Genomic DNA, 17186 nt, shown 5'->3' with positions numbered 1-17186 from the left:
ATTTTTTCAGGAGAGCCCTTTGCTTTGATGGGAAGGTCATTTGCATTAAATATAAAGAGGTTTTGGCATTTACGGAGTGATGTCTTTGAATAAATCCCCGCTTTTTTGTAAAATAAAAGGGCTTTACATTGCGGCAAACGCCTGTCTGTCGTATGATTAAAGACATAATTAGACAAGTTTAGTTATTCACAAACAGGAAAATTGCGTTACTGTTTGGGATATCAGGACAACATAAGTAATGAACTTAAAAAATGCATGGCCAAATCAATTTATATTTTTCTTTTTATTAGGCTGTGTTAGTGTACCTTGTTGATTTCGGGCTCATGCGTGCGAAACTTTGTTTCACACGATTTCAGCACAGTTGAAATGATCCTAAAATTTAACAGCAATGTTTAACAAAGCCTTTTATTAATAAAGCTGATTGGCAAAGGATACTGGCTAAGACAGTGTGGTAAAAGAGGAATGTTCAAGTGAAAAAGGAGTGTTTTAAATGAATGTAACAATCTATGATGTTGCCCGTGAAGCAAATGTTTCAATGGCAACGGTTTCCCGTGTAGTAAACGGAAACCCGAACGTAAAACCTGCAACAAGGAAAAAAGTGCTTGAGGTCATCGAGAGGCTTGGATACCGTCCAAATGCCGTTGCCAGGGGACTTGCCAGCAAGAAAACGACCACTGTAGGCGTCATCATCCCGGATATTTCCAGCACCTTCTTTGCAGAGCTGGCAAGGGGCATCGAGGATATTGCAACGATGTATAAGTACAATATTATCCTGAGCAATTCTGACCAGAATAAAGATAAAGAGCTTCACCTGCTGAATACTATGCTGGGCAAGCAAGTGGACGGGATCGTATTCATGGGCGGAAATATTACAGCTGAACATGTGGATGAGTTCGAAAAATCCCCAGTACCGATCGTTCTGGCCGGTTCCATTGAGGAATCAGAGAAAATTCCTTCTGTTAATATCAATTACGAGCAGGCCGCTTATGATGCGGTACAGACTTTCATTGAAAAAGGCCATAAGGAGATCGGCATTGCCATCGGGCCGCTGCATGAACCGATCAATGAAGCGAAAAAGCTTGCCGGCTACAAAAGGGCACTCAGTGAAGCAGGCATTGAATATAGGGAAGAGCTGGTTGCAGAAGGAGATTATACGTATGATTCCGGAATCGAAGCGTTTGAAAAGCTAATGGAGGCATCTGTAAAGCCGACAGCCATCTTTGCCGGGTCTGATGAAATGGCCCTGGGTGTTGTCCATGGTGCAGAGGACAAAGGCTTTTCTGTACCTAACGACGTTGAAGTCATCAGCTCAGACAACACACGCCTTGCTTTGATGGTAAGGCCGCAGCTTACGAGCGTCGTCCAGCCGCTTTATGATATCGGGGCGGTTGCCATGCGCCTCCTGACCAAATATATGAACAAAGAGAAAGTAACGGAAAACATTGTCGTCCTGCCTCACCGGATTGAATATCGAGACTCAACAAAATAATAATAATGCCGATATAAAAAGAGAGCGGGCAGAATCCTTCATGCCAGGATCAGGGGATTCTGCTCTCAGGTGTTATTGGATTATAAGCTAACCAGGGAGAGGAATTATGAGAAAGCTCGATACTCTTACACCGATTGGCTTGTTTATCGGTTTTGCAATGCTGGTTTTTGGAATTATGACAAACGGGGGCTTCAGCGGCTTCCTGTCTTTTGTGGATCCCGCTTCTATGCTGATTGTCCTTGGCGGACTGATTTCCGGCCTGCTGGTCAGCTTTCCATTGAGGGACATCAAGCATTCCTTTACAGTGGTCCGCCAATCTTTTTCAAATGATGAAAAGAATTTGGCCGAGATCATCGATGTATTTGTCAAGCTATCGGACAAGGCTCGCCGGGAAGGACTGCTGTCCCTTGAAACCGAGATAGAACAGATGGAAGATCCTTTTATCAGGAAGGGTGTCCTGCTGGCGGTCGACGGGCTCGAGCCGGATGTGATCAATGATATTATGAATGCCGAGATTGCGGCCATGGAGGAAAGGCACCGGAAGGGCAGGAGCATCCTTGAAAAAGCGGGAGAATATGCTCCTGCCTGGGGGATGATCGGGACTCTCATCGGGCTTGTACTGATGCTGAAGAATCTGAATGATCCTGCAAGCCTTGGGCCGAACATGGCAATTGCCCTCCTCACGACCTTATATGGTTCGCTGTTGGCCAATCTTGTTTTTTTGCCGATGGCAGCCAAGCTTCTGCTGAAAACTGAGAAGGAAGTATTTCTGAAGCAAATTGTCATTGAAGGCGTTCTCGGTGTACAGGCAGGGCAGAACCCGAGGCTGCTGGAAGAAAAGCTGGGCGCTTTCCTTTCTGCCCAGGAAAGAAAAGAGAAGTATGAGGCTCAAGCATCAGCGGAGGGCCTAGAATATGGCGATTAACAGACGACCGAGAACAGAGCCGAAGGGTGCGCCAAAGTGGATGGTGACATTTTCTGATCTTGTCACTCTTATCCTCGTATTCTTCATTTTGTTATTTTCTATGTCGCAGATTGATATTGTCAAATTCAAGGCCGTTTCTGAATCGTTCCAGGACAAGCAGTTCATGGATTTTTATCCTTCAATCATTCCATTTGAAAATCCTTCGGAAAATGACAAGAATGTTGTGAACCAGGGGCCGGATTCGGACAGGCAGGAAGAGGAGAGACTGGAGAACCTTCTGCAGGAAGTGGAAGGCTATCTTGAAAAGAACGGCCTTGAGGATGTTATTGTGGCCAACCGGACAGAGCGAGGTGTGGTGCTGGTCCTTCAAGAGCAGGTGCTGTTTGAATCAGGTGAAGCTGAAATCATCGACAGGAACAGCGGGTTTCTGGATAAGGTGGGGTCACTGCTTGCCGGTATGCCGAACTTAGTCAAGGTAGAGGGGCACACGGACAACAGGCCGATTGCCACCTACCGATATCCGTCAAATTGGGAGCTTTCTGCCGCGCGGGCAAGCAGTGTCATCAGGTATCTGGCAGGCACAGGCGTTGACAGCAAACGCTTTATTGCTGTTGGCTACGGAGACACCCGGCCGCTCGTCCCGAATGATTCGGCGGAAAATCTTGAAAAGAACCGGCGTGTTGAAGTTATCATTTCAGATCCCCGCTATGAGGAAAATACAGATTCATAGGAATAGGAAAAAGGCTGTATCTCTTTCTTGAGAAACAGCCTTTTTTCTATTCCATTTGTTATTTCTTGTCCAGAAAGTTCTTTCCAAACTCCGAGAGCAGCCATGGCCAGGGCAAGGATTCTAAATTGAACTCAAATTTGCCATCATCATTCCCGCCTATTGGCGTAAGCTGCTGGTGAAGAACTGTGTTTCCTTCCTGGGCAGCAAGGCTGGCATTCCTGCCAAAGCAATTCGCTATAACTTCATCGCCGCCGATAATCCGGATTTCATAGAATAGTACACCAGCAAGATTTGTATACATGACCGCCAGCTTCTCAGATTCCAGCTTATGCGGGAACATCACCGCATTATTCTTCCCAATCAGGACGGGAAGCTTTGCCGGTTTTGAATAGGACGACCAGTTCCATACTTCCACAGTCACTTCCTGCCCGCTTTGCCCTGTATTGGCCAGATTGATAACCGCAGCCACTGTCCCTGGCTCTTTGCGCAGGACACCTGTGGAGAGAGTCCTCATTTTCCCCAATTTGCATATCTCCTTTCATAGAAAGCATCGCAGCATATTGTATGCAAACTGAAAGGATGAGCTTGGACAAAGGGCATGGCTTGCAGGATTTTTTGCCGGAAAGACTAGAGGGATTCAGAATGTGTCTTATTCCGGATAGGATACAGAGCCTTGGCTGCTGTATTGGCATTTTTCTCAGTTATTTCAGGTTTTCGCGGGATGGGCGGATACAGATTGTCAGGATCATCCCACTCTTCCGGCAGCTCTACCGGAGCCTGATCTTTCCAAGTCTTAATCCATCCCTCCGGCAATCTCCCATAGCAATTGGAGTTTCCCGTCATCTCCATCCAGATCAGGGCCCAGGCCCTTGGCACAACCCGCCAGATATCATAGCCGCCTCCGCCGACGGCAATCCATCTTCCATCACAATATTGGTGGGCTATTTCATGGGCCAGCTTAGGAATTTCACGATAGATTTTCATGGTCGCAGATAAATGTGTAAGCGGATCCAAATAATGAGAATCGGCGCCATTCTGTGTCACAATGACGTCAGGGCGGAAAAAGTCGGCGATCTCTCTTACTGAATCGCGGTAAGCCTGAAGCCATGATTCATCTTCCGTAAAAGCGTCCACCGGGATATTAAAAGAATAGCCATACCCTTTCCCCTGCCCTCTTTCATTGACATTGCCGGTCCCTGGAAAAAGATAGCGGCCTGTTTCATGGATAGACAGGGTGCACACATCAGGATCATCATAAAACGCCCATTGAACACCGTCACCGTGGTGTGCATCAGTGTCGATATACAGGACACGGGCTTTATATTTTTCCTGAAGATATTTTATGGCAACAGAGCTGTCATTATAAATGCAGAATCCCGAAGCTTTGCCGCGGAAACCGTGGTGAAGGCCTCCGCCGAGATGGAGGGCATGCTGCGCTTTGCCCTCCATTACATAATCTGCCGCAGTCAGGCTTCCCCCGACAAGCAGGGAGCTTGCTTCATGCATATCAGCAAATATCGGAGTATCCTCTGTACCAATTCCATAGCTTTCGGCCATTTCTGCCGGAAGCTTGCCCTGGCCTGCCAGCTTCACCGCCTGTACATAATTGGGATCATGGATAAGGCATATTTCCTCATCGGAAGCAGGTCTGGGCGGAATGATGCTGCCGGCATCAATTGCTCCGGCCTGCTGAAGAAGATCAAGTGTAAGTTTTAATCTCAGCTGGTTAAAAGGATGCTGGGGATTGAACTTATAGTTCAGCAGCTCCTCTGAAAAAATAAAAATGCTGTCGCGGGTCATGGCAGCATCCCCTGGCCATTCGGCCACAGCACATGATGCCCGGCCTTTTTCAGGTCTGATATCAAGGTTTGCGGATTCATGGTCCTGACCCGGAGCACAATGATTTTAAATTGTTCATCCTGCTTGTCAGGGTAGACGAGGACACTTTGGATATTGACCTTGCGATCTTTGAAAACCTCTGTCAGGTCTGACAGAACGCCGGCCCTGTTCGGAACCCTCACTTCTATTTGGGAACCTGGCTGGTTGGCGCCTGTCAGCTCCACCAGGGTATAAAGCAGATCCGTTTCCGTTACAATACCGACCAGTGTCCCTTCCTTCACGATTGGGACGCAGCCAATATTATGTTCATATAGCACTGCTGCAATTTCCTCCGCAAAATCAAGCGGATGGCCGGTGATGATATCTGTTTTCATGATTGCCTTCAGCGGCTTGCCCAGCTCGCTCCTGTCGGCATCCAGCTGGAAAATGGAAGGAGCCGCATCGCGGATATCCCTGTCAGAAATGATGCCGACTAACCGGCGCTCCGAATCTATGATCGGAAGATGGCGGATTTTCCTGTCATTCATAAGCCTGAGGGCTTCTGCAATAGAATGGTCAGGAGAGAGTGCGGCAACATCGACTTTCATTATGTCTTCTACAATCATGGAGATTTTCCCCCTTAACTAGAGAAATAGAAAAGGCTAGTACATAAATCGGTTCATAAAGCGGAGCTGGTCAAATCTCTGGATGGATTCAGGGTCCACCCTTTTGCCGATCCTTGCCATCAGGCAGTTGGCCGGATGGGAACTGATTTCAGGATCATCCGTGGCATACCATTCGAGCCCGCCTGCATTCATCATTTTTTCCATTACCTTGCGATATTCCCACACATTCAATCCTGTCCCTTTAAGGTCCCAATGCCAGTAATATTCTGTCGTTATGATAATATAATTTTCCATATAATCATCCATCATGGATACCTGCAAAAGGCTTTTTCCTGTGCCTGCACCCCTGAACTTCGGGATCACCTCAATGGCTCCCAGCTCTATCAGGTTTTTCATATTGCCTTCCGACCATCTTTCGAGGGGATCGGGGTACAGATAGGTCACATAGCCGACAATCGTCATCCCGTCCCGGGCGATGATGATCCTGCCTTCCGGAAGGGACGCGATTTCAATCAGGGCCTTATGCTGCTGCTGCGGAGGGCGGAATGCGACCAGGTCCTCGTGAAACTCATACTGTGCCAATTTTTCTGACGGGACTGGACCCTCGATGATCAGGCTCCCTTTAACTGTCTTCAATTCTTTCGCATTATAAGTCATTGTATGTTCCATCGATTCACCACCAAAAAATCATTGCATTTCAGTTGTACTCCTATTATACATAAAAAACAGCGGTAAAAGCGCTTCCAAACTATTTTATCAATAAATTGCAAATATTTAATCTTGAAGTTTCGTATATTTCCTGTATGACAAAAGTATTAAATCGGCTAACCGCAATCGCTTGCAATATTTTAAAAATTGAGAAAAGAAATGTTTTGTACTATAATAATGACAAACATTGTAAAAGGGGGAGCATGCAAATGAAAGTGGAAGCGCTGCCAGCAGTCCAGGGGAATTTCAATCTGGCAAACTATGACGAACTGTACAGTCAATTTGACTGGAAGGAAGCGGAAAAAGAGTTTTCGTGGAGCGAGACCGGGAAAGTCAATATGGCTTATGAAGCCATAGACCGACATGCAGAATCTTTCCGGAAAAACAAAGTGGCATTATATTACCGGGACGGCCAAAGAAAAGAGAAGTATACCTTCAAGGAAATGAAGGATCTTTCCAACAAGGCCGGCAATGTTTTAAAAAATTATGGTGATGTGGAAAAAGGGGACCGCGTCTTTATTTTTATGCCGCGTTCGCCTGAATTGTATTTCTCTGTCCTTGGAGCTATTAAACTGGGGGCGATTGTAGGGCCTTTATTTGAAGCGTTCATGGAGGGGGCTGTCCGCGACCGCCTTGAAGACTCGGGGGCGAAAGTTCTGGTCACAACGCCAGAGCTGCTTGGCCGGGTGCCGGTGGATGAGCTTCCAGATTTGAAGACTGTATTCCTGGTTGGGGATGGAATAGAAGAAGATGGCCCGTTTATCGACTTTAATAAAAGATTCGCCGAGGCCGGCACAAAGCTGGGGATAGAGTGGGTGGAACGCACAGATGGGCTGATCCTTCATTATACCTCCGGCTCCACAGGGAAGCCAAAAGGAGTCCTGCATGTACATAACGCTATGATCCAGCATTACCAGACAGCCAAATGGGTGCTGGATCTGCAGGAAGAGGATGTCTACTGGTGTACGGCTGATCCTGGATGGGTGACAGGGACTTCCTATGGAATCTTTGCTCCATGGCTTTCTGGTGCGTCGAATGTTATTGTCGGCGGGCGATTCAATCCTGAAACATGGTATAAAATGATCGAGGAATATGGAGTGACGGTCTGGTACAGTGCGCCAACAGCCTTCCGTATGCTGATGGGTGCAGGAGACGAAGTGGTGAAGAACTTCGACCTGGGCAGCCTGCGCCATATTTTAAGTGTCGGGGAGCCTCTGAATCCTGAAGTTGTCAGATGGGGAATGAAGGTCTTCCATTTGAGGATCCATGATACATGGTGGATGACTGAAACCGGTGCACAGCTGATCTGTAATTATCCTTGCATGGAGATCAAGCCGGGATCCATGGGCAAGCCGATACCAGGCGTAGAAGCCGCCATTGTGGATGATCAGGGAAATATCCTTCCGCCTCACAGGATGGGGAATCTGGCCATCAAAAAAGGCTGGCCGTCCATGATGCAGACGATCTGGAATAACGAACCGAAATATCAATCCTATTTCATGCCTGGAGACTGGTATGTTTCCGGTGACTCAGCTTATATGGATGAAGACGGCTATTTCTGGTTCCAGGGTCGAATTGATGATGTCATCATGACCTCCGGAGAGCGGGTAGGGCCATTCGAAGTAGAGAGCAAGCTTGTTGAACACCCGGCTGTCGCTGAAGCTGGGGTCATTGGCAAACCGGACCCTGTCCGCGGGGAAATCATCAAGGCCTTCATTGCACTGAGAGATGGCTATGAAGCGTCTGACGAATTGATTGAAGATATCCGCCAGTTTGTCAAAAAAGGCCTGGCCGCTCATGCAGCGCCCCGCGAAATCGAATTCCGCGACAAGCTTCCAAAAACACGGAGCGGAAAAATCATGCGCCGGGTCCTTAAAGCATGGGAACTGGATCTGCCTACAGGCGATTTATCGACAATGGAAGATTAACACAAAGGGAGAAGCCATATTGGCTTCTCCCTTTGTTATATTATTCACTGCCGCTTTCATCCTGACCTCCATCATCTGGGTTTGGTTCATTTTCAGCAGGCTTTTCTTCATCCGGTTTGTCTTCCGGCTTTTCCTCTGGTTTATTTCCAGGAGGATCGGACGGCTTCGTTTCCTTCGGCTTATCCGTCACCGGCGGAGCGGCCTGGCCGATCTGAATCGTGTTTGATGCACCTGATTCCCTGCCGGCAATATCGACGGCCGTGACATAATAGGAACCATTGCCGCCGCTGAATGAAAGGCCAGAGCCAGCTCTCACGCTGCCGACTTTGGCTCCGCCGCTGTAGACCCTGTAGCCGATCACATCTGATTCAGGATGCTGCCCCCATACAATGGAGCTTCCTGAAGCTTTGATTGATGGAGCGGAAGGTGTTTTGCCGTTATCCTCGATTTTATCCTGGGGAACGAGAACTTTAGACCATCTGTCCTTCTGCGGGATCAGCTGGCCAGGATCCACATTCACGCCAAATAGCTTTTCAATATAATCAGGGTTAAGGATAAGCCCTGATTCAGCAAATTCGGCTGGCGTTGAATCAAGCGCCAGATATTTTCTGTCGCCAATGCGGACGAATTTACCATTCACAAGGCTGTCATCCGTTTTGGTCGGCACATACTTGCTGTTAAACAGGTCTGTCTCCACCAGGCCGGCCTGTGAGCAGGCTTCTGATGGGAGAAGGCCGGATACACCGCAGAAGGATCTTCTGACAATCCCGCCTGGCATCTTGATGCTTTCGCTCGGATCAACGAGATCCGGGGCAACATCGTAGGCTGCATTCATCAAATCTGCCCAAAGATAAATATTCCTCATGCTGTAGCTCATGCCGCCTGTTTTTAATGACTTGGGCGTGTCATATCCTGTCCAGATGCCGAAAGAAACATTCGGGTTTGTCGCTACAAACCATGCATCATGGTACTGGTTTCCTGTACCGGTCTTCCCGGCCCAGTCTGAACTGAATTTCAGCCTGTTTTTTAAAGAGGTAGCTGTACCGCTGTTGATAACATCCCGCATCATATCGTAAGTAAGATATGCCGTTTGCGGACTGAAGACCTCAACAGGCTCAGGTTTATGCTGATAAACGATATTTCCATCCCTGTCAGTGATTTTGTCAATAATATAGGCATCGACAAATTTGCCGCTGTTGGCAAAGGTCCCGAATGCATTGGTGTTCTCTTCAACTGTCACGCCGTTCCCAAGAGATCCGATAGCCGTTGAAGGGTTTGTATAATCCGTTTCAATCAATGAGGTGAAGCCCATCTTTTTCAGATATTCTGCAGGCCTTTGGCCGAGAATATCCTTGTATAGCTTGACAGCTGGCACATTATAAGATTTTTCGAGGGCATACCTTGCTGTTACGAGTCCAGAGTAACGCTTATCATAGTTACTTGGCCATGGCCTGTTCAGGCTGGGATCAAGCCTCAGCGGAACATCCGGCAGGATGGTGCCCGGAGATGCCTTGCCAAGCTCAATGGCAGGTGCGTAAACCAGAAGCGGCTTCATGGTAGAGCCGTTCTGCCTGACAGCATGTGTGGCGTGATTCAGCTTTTCTTTCTTATAGTCACGGCCGCCCACAAAGCTGATGATCTTTCCGGTAGAATTCTCGATGAGGACAGCACCGACCTCGACCGGTTCCATGATGCTTACCTCTTCTCCGGTATCTGGATCAGTCATCTTCTGGGCTTTATCAGGACCGTAATGCTGATACTGATTTTTTACCTGCTGCATTCTATCGTAGATTTCCTTATTGATGGTTGAATGGATCTTGTAGCCGTTTTGGCGCAGATTCTTATCAGCCAGAGCGAGGTATCGCTGCTTGGTTTCTTCGTCACTGTTGTACTGCTCCATTGCGCCGTCTTTTTCAGCCAGCACCTTGGACATGACTTCGGCTGCACGCTCCTCAATTTCAAATGTGACCCAAGGATATTTTTCTACCGCACTTGAGCCTGCAGGAACGAAATCTTTGGTAATATCATAAGCAAGAGCTTCCTGATATTCTTTATCGGAAATCTTTCCGTCGTCATACATCCGTTTCAGAACGGTCTTCATTCTTGACAATCCAGGTTCCAGATCCTCTTTGACGGTCCCTTTGTTTGTAAAAGGGGTATATCCGAAAGGGCTCTGCGGAAGACCGGCGATAAAAGCGGACTGGGCAATATTCAGGTCTTTGGCAGGAACCCCGAAGATTCCCTTTGCTGCTGCCTGTACGCCGCCGATATTCCGGCCGGATGAATTGCGCCCGAATGTTGACACATTCAGGTAGGCTTCAAGGATTTCTTTTTTATCAAAGAATTTTTCGAGCCGGAGCGCGAGCAGGATTTCTTTTGCCTTCCTCTCGAATGACACTTCATTTGTCAGAATCTGATTCTTGATCAGCTGCTGTGTCAGGGTGCTTCCGCCGCTTTGTACAGCGCTGTTTGATACTTCCTGGTAGAGTGCGCGCAGAATTGCTTTTGGCACAACACCATCATGCTCATAAAAATATTCATCCTCTGTCGCAATGACTGCGTCCTTCAGATATTCTGATACATCCTCAAGCTTTACTTCCTCCCGTTCAAGGTCTGTGCGGAGCTTTCCGAGGTAGACATTATCGGCAAAATAAAGCTCTGATGTTTCTTCATAATTGTATATATCTTTCTTCATGCTCTCATAGGAACGGATCGGCTCATCTTTCACCAGGGAGGCAAAATACCCGGCACCCACTCCTCCTGCAAAAGCTCCTCCGAGAACAACGAGTATAATGAACAGAAGAGTTAAATTCCACACGACTTGATAGGTAATAGAAGCGCCTTTTACTGTCTTTTTATTTGTAAAAAGGCTTAGCCAGGACCTGAATTTATTGTTCAAATTATGTTTTTCCCCCTTCATTTTATAAACCCCCAAAACCACATACATTATAGCACAAACCCAGGCGCCATTTGACAAGCACTGACATTTTTCTGAAATTTCCTTTTTTATCAGGCGGCAGATTTGTAAGTTTTTTAATATGGAGGGAGGCTTCTTAAAAGGAGGTCGCAAATATATGGGGAAACTCGCAAATATATGGTGAGACTCGCAAATATATCAGAAATGTCGCAAATATATTGAAAAACCCGCAAATATAGTTGAAAACTCGCAAATATCTGCAGTTCAGGGTGCCCTGGTTAGGGGGTTAGCCCCTCGAGTCATAAGCCAATCAGGCCAGAAGGTTAAAGAACAACCTTCCGTCCTGATCGTCTTATGCTTGGGGTCCGCAGGACGCGGGTCATGCAGGCGTTGCCACAGGACGTGGCGTTTTTAGTCTGCGTTCCTTAATTGAACAAGGCTTTTCCGCATTTCGATTGTCCAGCTCCAGCGGCTAGAGCCTCGAGTCATAAGCCACGCAAGAATTAAAGGCAAAGAGCGCCTTTTATTCTTGCGCGTCTTATGCTTGTCGGCTCTGGGCAAGCCGCCTCCGCATTTCGATTGTCCAGCTCCGGCTCCTAGGTGCTCGAGTCATAAGTCACTTTGGAACCGAAGGCAAAGAACGCCTTCAATTCCAAAGCGCCTTATGCTGGGCCCGCAGGACGCGGGTCATGCAGGCGTTGCCACAGGACGTGGCGTTTTTAGCCTGCGTTCCTTAATTGAACAAGGCTTTTCCGCATTTCGATTTGACACACCCCCTTTCTTTATGGTAAAACTTTTGTATTATCTTATGTATTTGAATAGCTGCTTTGATGGGAATGAGTAGTGCTTCTGTCTCTGTTTCAGAAAGCCGGCGGGTGCTGTGAGCCGGTGCATGCAGAAGGATGAATTACCTCCCGGAGCTTCTGTTGTGAATCTGCGTATGCAGTAGTAGCAATGGACGGTTGAACCGTTATCAGGAAAAGAGCGGAGGACAGCTGTGTCCTCAATTTGGGTGGTACCGCGCTGTCAAGCGTCCCTGCATATTTGCAGGGGCGCTTTTTTGTTTTTTCCGACGGAGGCTGCCGGCGTTTAAAGAAATGAATGGAGGAAGAATGATGAGTTTGCTTGAGGATTTAAAATGGAGAGGCATTGTTTACCAGCAGACAGATGAAGAGGGAACAGAGGAGCTGCTGAAAAAAGAGAAGATTTCGCTATACTGCGGGATTGACCCGACGGCTGACAGCATGCATATCGGCCATCTGCTGCCGTTTTTAACATTGCGCCGTTTTCAGAATGAAGGCCATAGGCCGATTGTGCTTGTCGGCGGTGCCACAGGACTTATCGGAGATCCAAGCGGAAAGAGCGAGGAGCGCAAACTGCAGACGCTGGAAGCCATCCAGCATAATGTCAGCAGCATCCAGCAGCAGCTGAAGAAAATCTTCAGCTTCGAGGGTGAGAACGGTGCCCTTATGGTCAACAACTATGACTGGGCAGGCTCCATGGACATTGTTACATTCCTGAGGGATTATGGAAAGCATGTCGGTGTCAATTATATGCTCGCAAAGGATACTATCGCTTCACGTCTTGATACGGGTATTTCTTTTACGGAGTTTACTTATACCATCCTGCAGGCAATGGATTTCCTTCATCTTTATGAGAAGCATAACTGCAAAATGCAGATCGGCGGAAGTGACCAGTGGGGCAATATCACGACAGGGCTTGAGCTCATCCGCAAGATGATGCCTGAAGGTGCCAAAGGCTATGGTGTTACGATTCCGCTTGTAACAAAGGCAGATGGCACTAAATTCGGCAAAACGGAAAGCGGGGCAATCTGGCTCGATCCTGAAAAGACTTCTCCATATGAGTTCTATCAGTTCTGGATCAATACCGCTGATGCCGATGTCATCAAATACCTGAAGTACTTCACTTTCCTTCCAAAGGAAGAAATAGAGGCGCTTGAGAATTCGCTTGCTGAGGAAGCTCATCTCCGCAAAGCGCAAAAGGCGCTTGCTGAAGAGATGACAAAGCTGATCCATGGTGAAGCAGCGCTTGAACAGGCAATCAAAATCTCTGCCGCACTGTTCAGCGGCGATGTCAAAAACCTTACAGCATCAGAAATCACCCAAGGTTTCAAGGATGTGCCATCCTATGAGCCGACAGGCGAAGAGAATGGCATCGTCGATTTGCTGACGGCTGCCAAGATTTCTCCATCCAAGCGCCAGGCCCGGGAAGATGTATCAAACGGCGCCGTCTATGTAAATGGGGAAAGAATTACAGCAACAGATTATGAACTTACAGAAAAAGACCGCATTGAAGGCCAGTTCACAATCATCCGCCGAGGCAAAAAGAAATATTTCCTTATCAGATATTAAACCGCAGAAAGGTCCGCTTCCAGCAGGAGGCGGACCTTTCTGTTTAGATAGCAAAAAGAAAACACCAGCCAAAAGGCAGGTGCTTTCTTGTGCTTTTCCCGATTAACGAGAGTAGAATTCAACGATAAGAGCTTCATTGATTTCAGCAGGAAGTTCAGAACGCTCAGGAAGACGAGTGAATGAACCTTCCAGTTTGTCAGCATCGAAAGTCAAGAAGTCAGGAACGAAGTTGTTTACTTCGATTGCTTCTTTAACGATGTCAAGACCGCGTGACTTTTCACGCAATGTGATCGTTTGACCAGGCTGAACGCGGTATGAAGGAATATCAACGCGTCCTCCGTCAACGATGATGTGGCCGTGGTTTACAAGCTGACGAGCTTGACGGCGAGTACGAGCTAAACCTAAACGGTAAACAACGTTGTCAAGACGTGATTCTAGAAGAACCATGAAGTTTTCACCGTGCTTACCAGCCATTTTGCCGGCCTTGTCGAATAGGTTGCGGAATTGACGCTCAGTAACTCCGTACATGTGGCGAAGTTTCTGTTTTTCCTGTAATTGTAAACCGTACTCAGAAATTTTTCTGCGCTGGTTTGGACCATGTTGTCCTGGAGCGTAAGGACGCTTTTCTAATTCTTTACCAGTTCCGCTTAGAGAAATTCCAAGACGGCGGGATAGTTTCCAGCTTGGACCTGTATAACGAGCCATGAATGACTCCTCCTTGTGTTTTTATTTTGTTGTAAAATAAAAACAGATGCGTACGATCATTAAGCTCATTTTGTTTTCATGTACCTTCGCCCTAGCAGCAGCGGGTTACACAGTACCCCTTCGAATAAAAGGCTAAAACGCCATGCTTACCGGCATTTTGGGCTCAAACCCGTGCTTTCCGCCTCAAAAGAGATGGGAAGCGGTGCCTTATTTGAGGAACAAAATGATCACCTAAAGTGTCACATTTGCTGCGATATTTTACACAAAGGATATTATATAATTTTTATAAAGTTTATGTCAAGGCATGTTTTGCTTTTCCTGGAATAAGTGCTCCTGCCTCATCCTTTTTATTATCTCATTATGCAGGCATAGAGGGCAATTTACTGGAAAATATTTTTATCATATCATAACGGGGAGAATTTTCCTGTGGTATAATAGTCTTAATTAATTCTCGTAAAAGTGTTGATGAAATTGAGAGAAACGAAGAAGGAAAAAAACGTCCGCCTTTTTCTGGCTTTGGCATTTGCTGTCGTGGCCCTTGCTGCCATGTACTTCCAGTATTTTAAGCCAGTGAGCGGGACAGGGAGCCCGCTTGCCCTGGTCATAAAGGAGGGCACTGCCGAAGGCGACCCCCTCGTTGTTTTATATGATGAAAAAAAAGAGGACCATGTGCTGGCCCTTTATGAGGTAGAAAAAGACAATGATTTTAAGTTTCGCCTGATCAAATCTGCACCCCTGGAGAATGCCCCTGAGCAATTGGCGGTTGATCGTGACGGTGCCGGCTTCTGGGCTGAGTTGGATGGAGACTGGGTTTATCTGGATCGGGACCTGGAAGTGCAGGACCGTGAACCGGGCCTTCGGGGCACCATCACTTCGGATGGCGAGCCTTTTGAAGTAAGGAAGACTTCAAATCATACCGTTCTTGAAACGGAGGGCCAATATGAAGTAGCCTTCAATGAAGCAGGCAGGCCGGAGAGCATCCATGCCCTCACAGCCGATCATTCTTCATGGCTTATCCTGCTTGATGGAGGATTGAGGATTGCCTCCGGCAGGACGCTGTAAAACGGCATTTATATGAGAATGCCTATATGAACTGGGTAAATAGGGTGATGAATATGGAAATGCTCAAAAGCCAGAAAATATTATGCCTGAAAAGCCGCTTTTTTGACCTGATTGATACAGATGACGGATTTATTCAGTCTGATTCTTTAATTGTGCAAATGCTTGAAGCGGTCAAAGAGTCTGCTGAAGCCTCCGAAGCCTGCTATCGGGATCCCGGAGGCACCGTCAGGAGTACAGATTCCTCAGCTGTGAGATATGGGCAGGATGGACAGCCGTCAGGGAAAGCGGGCCTCAGGGGTTCCGCGTGCTGCCAGGTTCCGCTTTCTGCCAGGTCAATGGATCTGGGAATCCTTGAGCTGAACGGGCTGCCGGAACCCTTGACTGAAGAAAGCCTTAGGGAGCTCGGCGCTGCCTGTGCCGCCTTCATTATGAAGGCCAGGGAACTCGGGGGGATCTCAGCCAGGGAAAAGCGCTACAAGCAGCTTTTTCGCGTTACAGAGCAGTTTCATTCCTCAATGGATATGGATGCTGTTCTCGGAGAGATCATTAAAACCCTTCAGGAAGTATATCCTGACTTTACCTATTATCTAATGCTGTCCCATGACAATAACAGCCATGGGGATCTCCCTTTAAAAGATCTTAAATATGACAGTCAGAATATTGCGGCCATGCAGGCATATGTCACAGGCGCCATTCAGTTTGAGGATTCGATTTCGGAGAAGAGGTCTGTCCTTTATGCCCCTCTAAAAGGAAAGCAGGGTGTGTATGGCGTGCTCCAGGTCATTGCACCGAATGCACTGGTCTTTCCTGAAAGCGAAGTCGAATTCATTTCCATCCTCGCCAATACGGCAGGCGGTGCACTTGAGAACGCCCAGCTGTATCACCAGTCGAAGAGGCTGATTGCCGACCTCCAGCTAATAAATGAGACTTCGCACCAGCTTAATTCCAATCTTAGGCTGACGGAAACAATGACCTATATGGCTGAACAGATCATCAAGTCCTTTGATGCGGAAGAGGCAGGCTTTGTCCTTTTATCTGAAGAATCCGAACAGGTCAGCATTCTAAAAGGAAGCACTTCTTTCTTCCGGACAAGGGAATCCGGCATCTATATAAAATATATTAAAGAAAAGATCAGGCAGGATAAGGATAGCCTGTTCATTGGCGAGCTTGACCTCCAGAACGATGCCCTGGCCGAGCAGTTCAAATCAGTCATGGCGGTCCCGATGTCCCAGTCTGGTGTCCTGAAAGGATTTGCCCTTATCCTGCACCGCGATCCTTATCATTTTTCATTTGAGACATTTAAGCTTCTTCAGTCCCTGATTCACCATTCCACTTTGGCCCTTACAAACTCAATGCTGAGAGAGGAGCTTGAAAAGATGGTCGTCACAGACCACCTGACCAGGCTTTATTCCCGGAATTATCTGGATGAAAGGATACATCAGTCCTTAAGCGAGGATGCTGAGGGTGCTTTTATCCTGGTTGATATAGATAATTTCAAATCTGTCAATGATACATACGGCCATCAGGTCGGTGATGAAGTCATTGTCCAGGTGGCCGGGATTATTGTGAACAGCATCCGCAGCACCGATGTTGCCGCCAGATGGGGAGGGGAAGAGCTTGCCGTTTATCTGCCTTCTATTTCCCTGGAAACGGGCGTTGCAATTGCAGAACGGATTGTCAGGAAGGTCTCTGAGAGTACGAATCCCGTTGTTACCATTTCCTGCGGGGTGTCCCACTGGAATGTGGAAAGGGAGGATTCATATTCGCGCCTGTTCAAGCGGGCTGATAAAGCTTTGTATACAGCAAAAGAATCCGGAAAAAACCAGGTTGTGGTCCAGGGATTCAGCATTTCTTAAAGACAGGCCAGCCAAGCCTGTCTTTTTTCCTTTTCTTTCAGCACTCAAAT

The 17186-nt window shown here is 47.4% G+C and carries 13 protein-coding genes and 1 other annotated feature; of the genes, 7 read left to right on the top strand and 6 right to left on the bottom strand.

What is annotated here, in order from left to right; translation table 11 throughout:
- Positions 1-490: 490 nt before the first annotated feature.
- From ccpA to motS, 3 genes are all read left to right on the top strand, one after another.
- A complete protein-coding gene (gene ccpA, locus CYJ37_RS15625; RefSeq protein WP_009795364.1) occupies positions 491-1489 on the top strand; it encodes a catabolite control protein A in 999 nt (332 codons plus the stop codon).
- 106 nt (positions 1490-1595) lie between these two features.
- Complete coding sequence (motP, locus tag CYJ37_RS15620; RefSeq protein ID WP_094766882.1) at positions 1596-2414, top strand: flagellar motor protein MotP; 819 nt, start codon at positions 1596-1598, stop codon at positions 2412-2414.
- Positions 2404-3144 (top strand): flagellar motor protein MotS, encoded by a 741-nt coding sequence (motS, locus tag CYJ37_RS15615; protein ID WP_101550541.1) that lies wholly within the window; start codon positions 2404-2406, stop codon positions 3142-3144. Before motP ends, motS begins: the two co-directional genes overlap by 11 nt.
- A 58-nt stretch (positions 3145-3202) precedes the next feature.
- On the opposite strand, the gene CYJ37_RS15610 is transcribed toward motS, so the two are convergent.
- From CYJ37_RS15610 to CYJ37_RS15595, 4 genes are all read right to left on the bottom strand, one after another.
- A complete protein-coding gene (locus tag CYJ37_RS15610; protein ID WP_022544284.1) occupies positions 3203-3667 on the bottom strand; it encodes a hypothetical protein in 465 nt (154 codons plus the stop codon).
- A gap of 104 nt (positions 3668-3771) precedes the next feature.
- Positions 3772-4944: an acetoin utilization protein AcuC gene (locus CYJ37_RS15605; protein WP_009795360.1), complete on the bottom strand. Its 1173-nt coding sequence runs from the start codon at positions 4942-4944 to the stop codon at positions 3772-3774.
- Positions 4941-5588 (bottom strand): acetoin utilization AcuB family protein, encoded by a 648-nt coding sequence (locus tag CYJ37_RS15600; RefSeq protein ID WP_009795359.1) that lies wholly within the window; start codon positions 5586-5588, stop codon positions 4941-4943. The genes CYJ37_RS15605 and CYJ37_RS15600 overlap by 4 nt, the downstream gene beginning before the upstream one ends.
- Positions 5589-5624: 36 nt before the next feature.
- Positions 5625-6257: a GNAT family N-acetyltransferase gene (locus CYJ37_RS15595; RefSeq protein WP_094766884.1), complete on the bottom strand. Its 633-nt coding sequence runs from the start codon at positions 6255-6257 to the stop codon at positions 5625-5627.
- Positions 6258-6505: 248 nt separating this feature from the next.
- Between CYJ37_RS15595 and acsA the strand changes: the two genes are divergently transcribed.
- The gene (gene acsA, locus CYJ37_RS15590; RefSeq protein WP_009795357.1) at positions 6506-8224 is read left to right on the top strand and encodes an acetate--CoA ligase; all 1719 of its coding nucleotides are present in this window, start codon (positions 6506-6508) and stop codon (positions 8222-8224) included.
- Positions 8225-8264: 40 nt separating this feature from the next.
- Here the strand turns inward: acsA and CYJ37_RS15585 are convergent, their stop codons facing one another.
- Positions 8265-11144: a transglycosylase domain-containing protein gene (locus CYJ37_RS15585; protein ID WP_101550539.1), complete on the bottom strand. Its 2880-nt coding sequence runs from the start codon at positions 11142-11144 to the stop codon at positions 8265-8267.
- Positions 11145-11959: 815 nt separating this feature from the next.
- Positions 11960-12182: a binding site (T-box leader), on the top strand.
- Between the two features lie 74 nt (positions 12183-12256).
- On the opposite strand from CYJ37_RS15585, the gene tyrS reads away from it, so the two are divergent.
- Positions 12257-13513 (top strand): tyrosine--tRNA ligase, encoded by a 1257-nt coding sequence (gene tyrS / locus CYJ37_RS15580; protein ID WP_101550537.1) that lies wholly within the window; start codon positions 12257-12259, stop codon positions 13511-13513.
- Positions 13514-13615: 102 nt separating this feature from the next.
- On the opposite strand, the gene rpsD is transcribed toward tyrS, so the two are convergent.
- Complete coding sequence (gene rpsD, locus CYJ37_RS15575; RefSeq protein ID WP_009795353.1) at positions 13616-14218, bottom strand: 30S ribosomal protein S4; 603 nt, start codon at positions 14216-14218, stop codon at positions 13616-13618.
- 471 nt (positions 14219-14689) lie between these two features.
- Here rpsD and CYJ37_RS15570 point away from each other — a divergent pair, with 471 nt between their 5' ends.
- Together CYJ37_RS15570 and CYJ37_RS15565 are read left to right on the top strand one after the other, a co-directional pair.
- Positions 14690-15280, top strand: coding sequence for a hypothetical protein (locus tag CYJ37_RS15570; protein WP_101550535.1), 591 nt, complete (start codon positions 14690-14692; stop codon positions 15278-15280).
- 53 nt (positions 15281-15333) lie between these two features.
- A complete protein-coding gene (locus CYJ37_RS15565) occupies positions 15334-17136 on the top strand; it encodes a sensor domain-containing diguanylate cyclase (RefSeq protein WP_101550533.1) in 1803 nt (600 codons plus the stop codon).
- Positions 17137-17186 lie beyond the last annotated feature (50 nt).

The sequence above is a fragment of the Bacillus sp. UMB0728 genome, assembly GCF_002858875.1.
Lineage (GTDB): Bacteria > Bacillota > Bacilli > Bacillales > Cytobacillaceae > Bacillus_AB > Bacillus_AB infantis.
The sequence above is the reverse complement of the archived record's forward strand: the minus strand, read 5'-3'. Positions and strand labels throughout refer to the sequence as shown.

Bases quoted from the DNA above. Each gene is read 5' to 3' on its own strand.
- CYJ37_RS15600 (WP_009795359.1), bottom strand. From the start codon at position 5,588: ATGATTGTAGAAGACATAATGAAAGTCGATGTTGCCGCACTCTCTCCT.
- tyrS (WP_101550537.1), top strand. From the start codon at position 12,257: ATGAGTTTGCTTGAGGATTTAAAATGGAGAGGCATTGTTTACCAGCAG.
- CYJ37_RS15585 (WP_101550539.1), bottom strand. From the start codon at position 11,144: ATGAAGGGGGAAAAACATAATTTGAACAATAAATTCAGGTCCTGGCTA.
- acsA (WP_009795357.1), top strand. From the start codon at position 6,506: ATGAAAGTGGAAGCGCTGCCAGCAGTCCAGGGGAATTTCAATCTGGCA.
- CYJ37_RS15595 (WP_094766884.1), bottom strand. From the start codon at position 6,257: ATGGAACATACAATGACTTATAATGCGAAAGAATTGAAGACAGTTAAA.
- motP (WP_094766882.1), top strand. From the start codon at position 1,596: ATGAGAAAGCTCGATACTCTTACACCGATTGGCTTGTTTATCGGTTTT.
- motS (WP_101550541.1), top strand. From the start codon at position 2,404: ATGGCGATTAACAGACGACCGAGAACAGAGCCGAAGGGTGCGCCAAAG.
- rpsD (WP_009795353.1), bottom strand. From the start codon at position 14,218: ATGGCTCGTTATACAGGTCCAAGCTGGAAACTATCCCGCCGTCTTGGA.
- CYJ37_RS15605 (WP_009795360.1), bottom strand. From the start codon at position 4,944: ATGACCCGCGACAGCATTTTTATTTTTTCAGAGGAGCTGCTGAACTAT.
- CYJ37_RS15565 (WP_101550533.1), top strand. From the start codon at position 15,334: ATGGAAATGCTCAAAAGCCAGAAAATATTATGCCTGAAAAGCCGCTTT.
- ccpA (WP_009795364.1), top strand. From the start codon at position 491: ATGAATGTAACAATCTATGATGTTGCCCGTGAAGCAAATGTTTCAATG.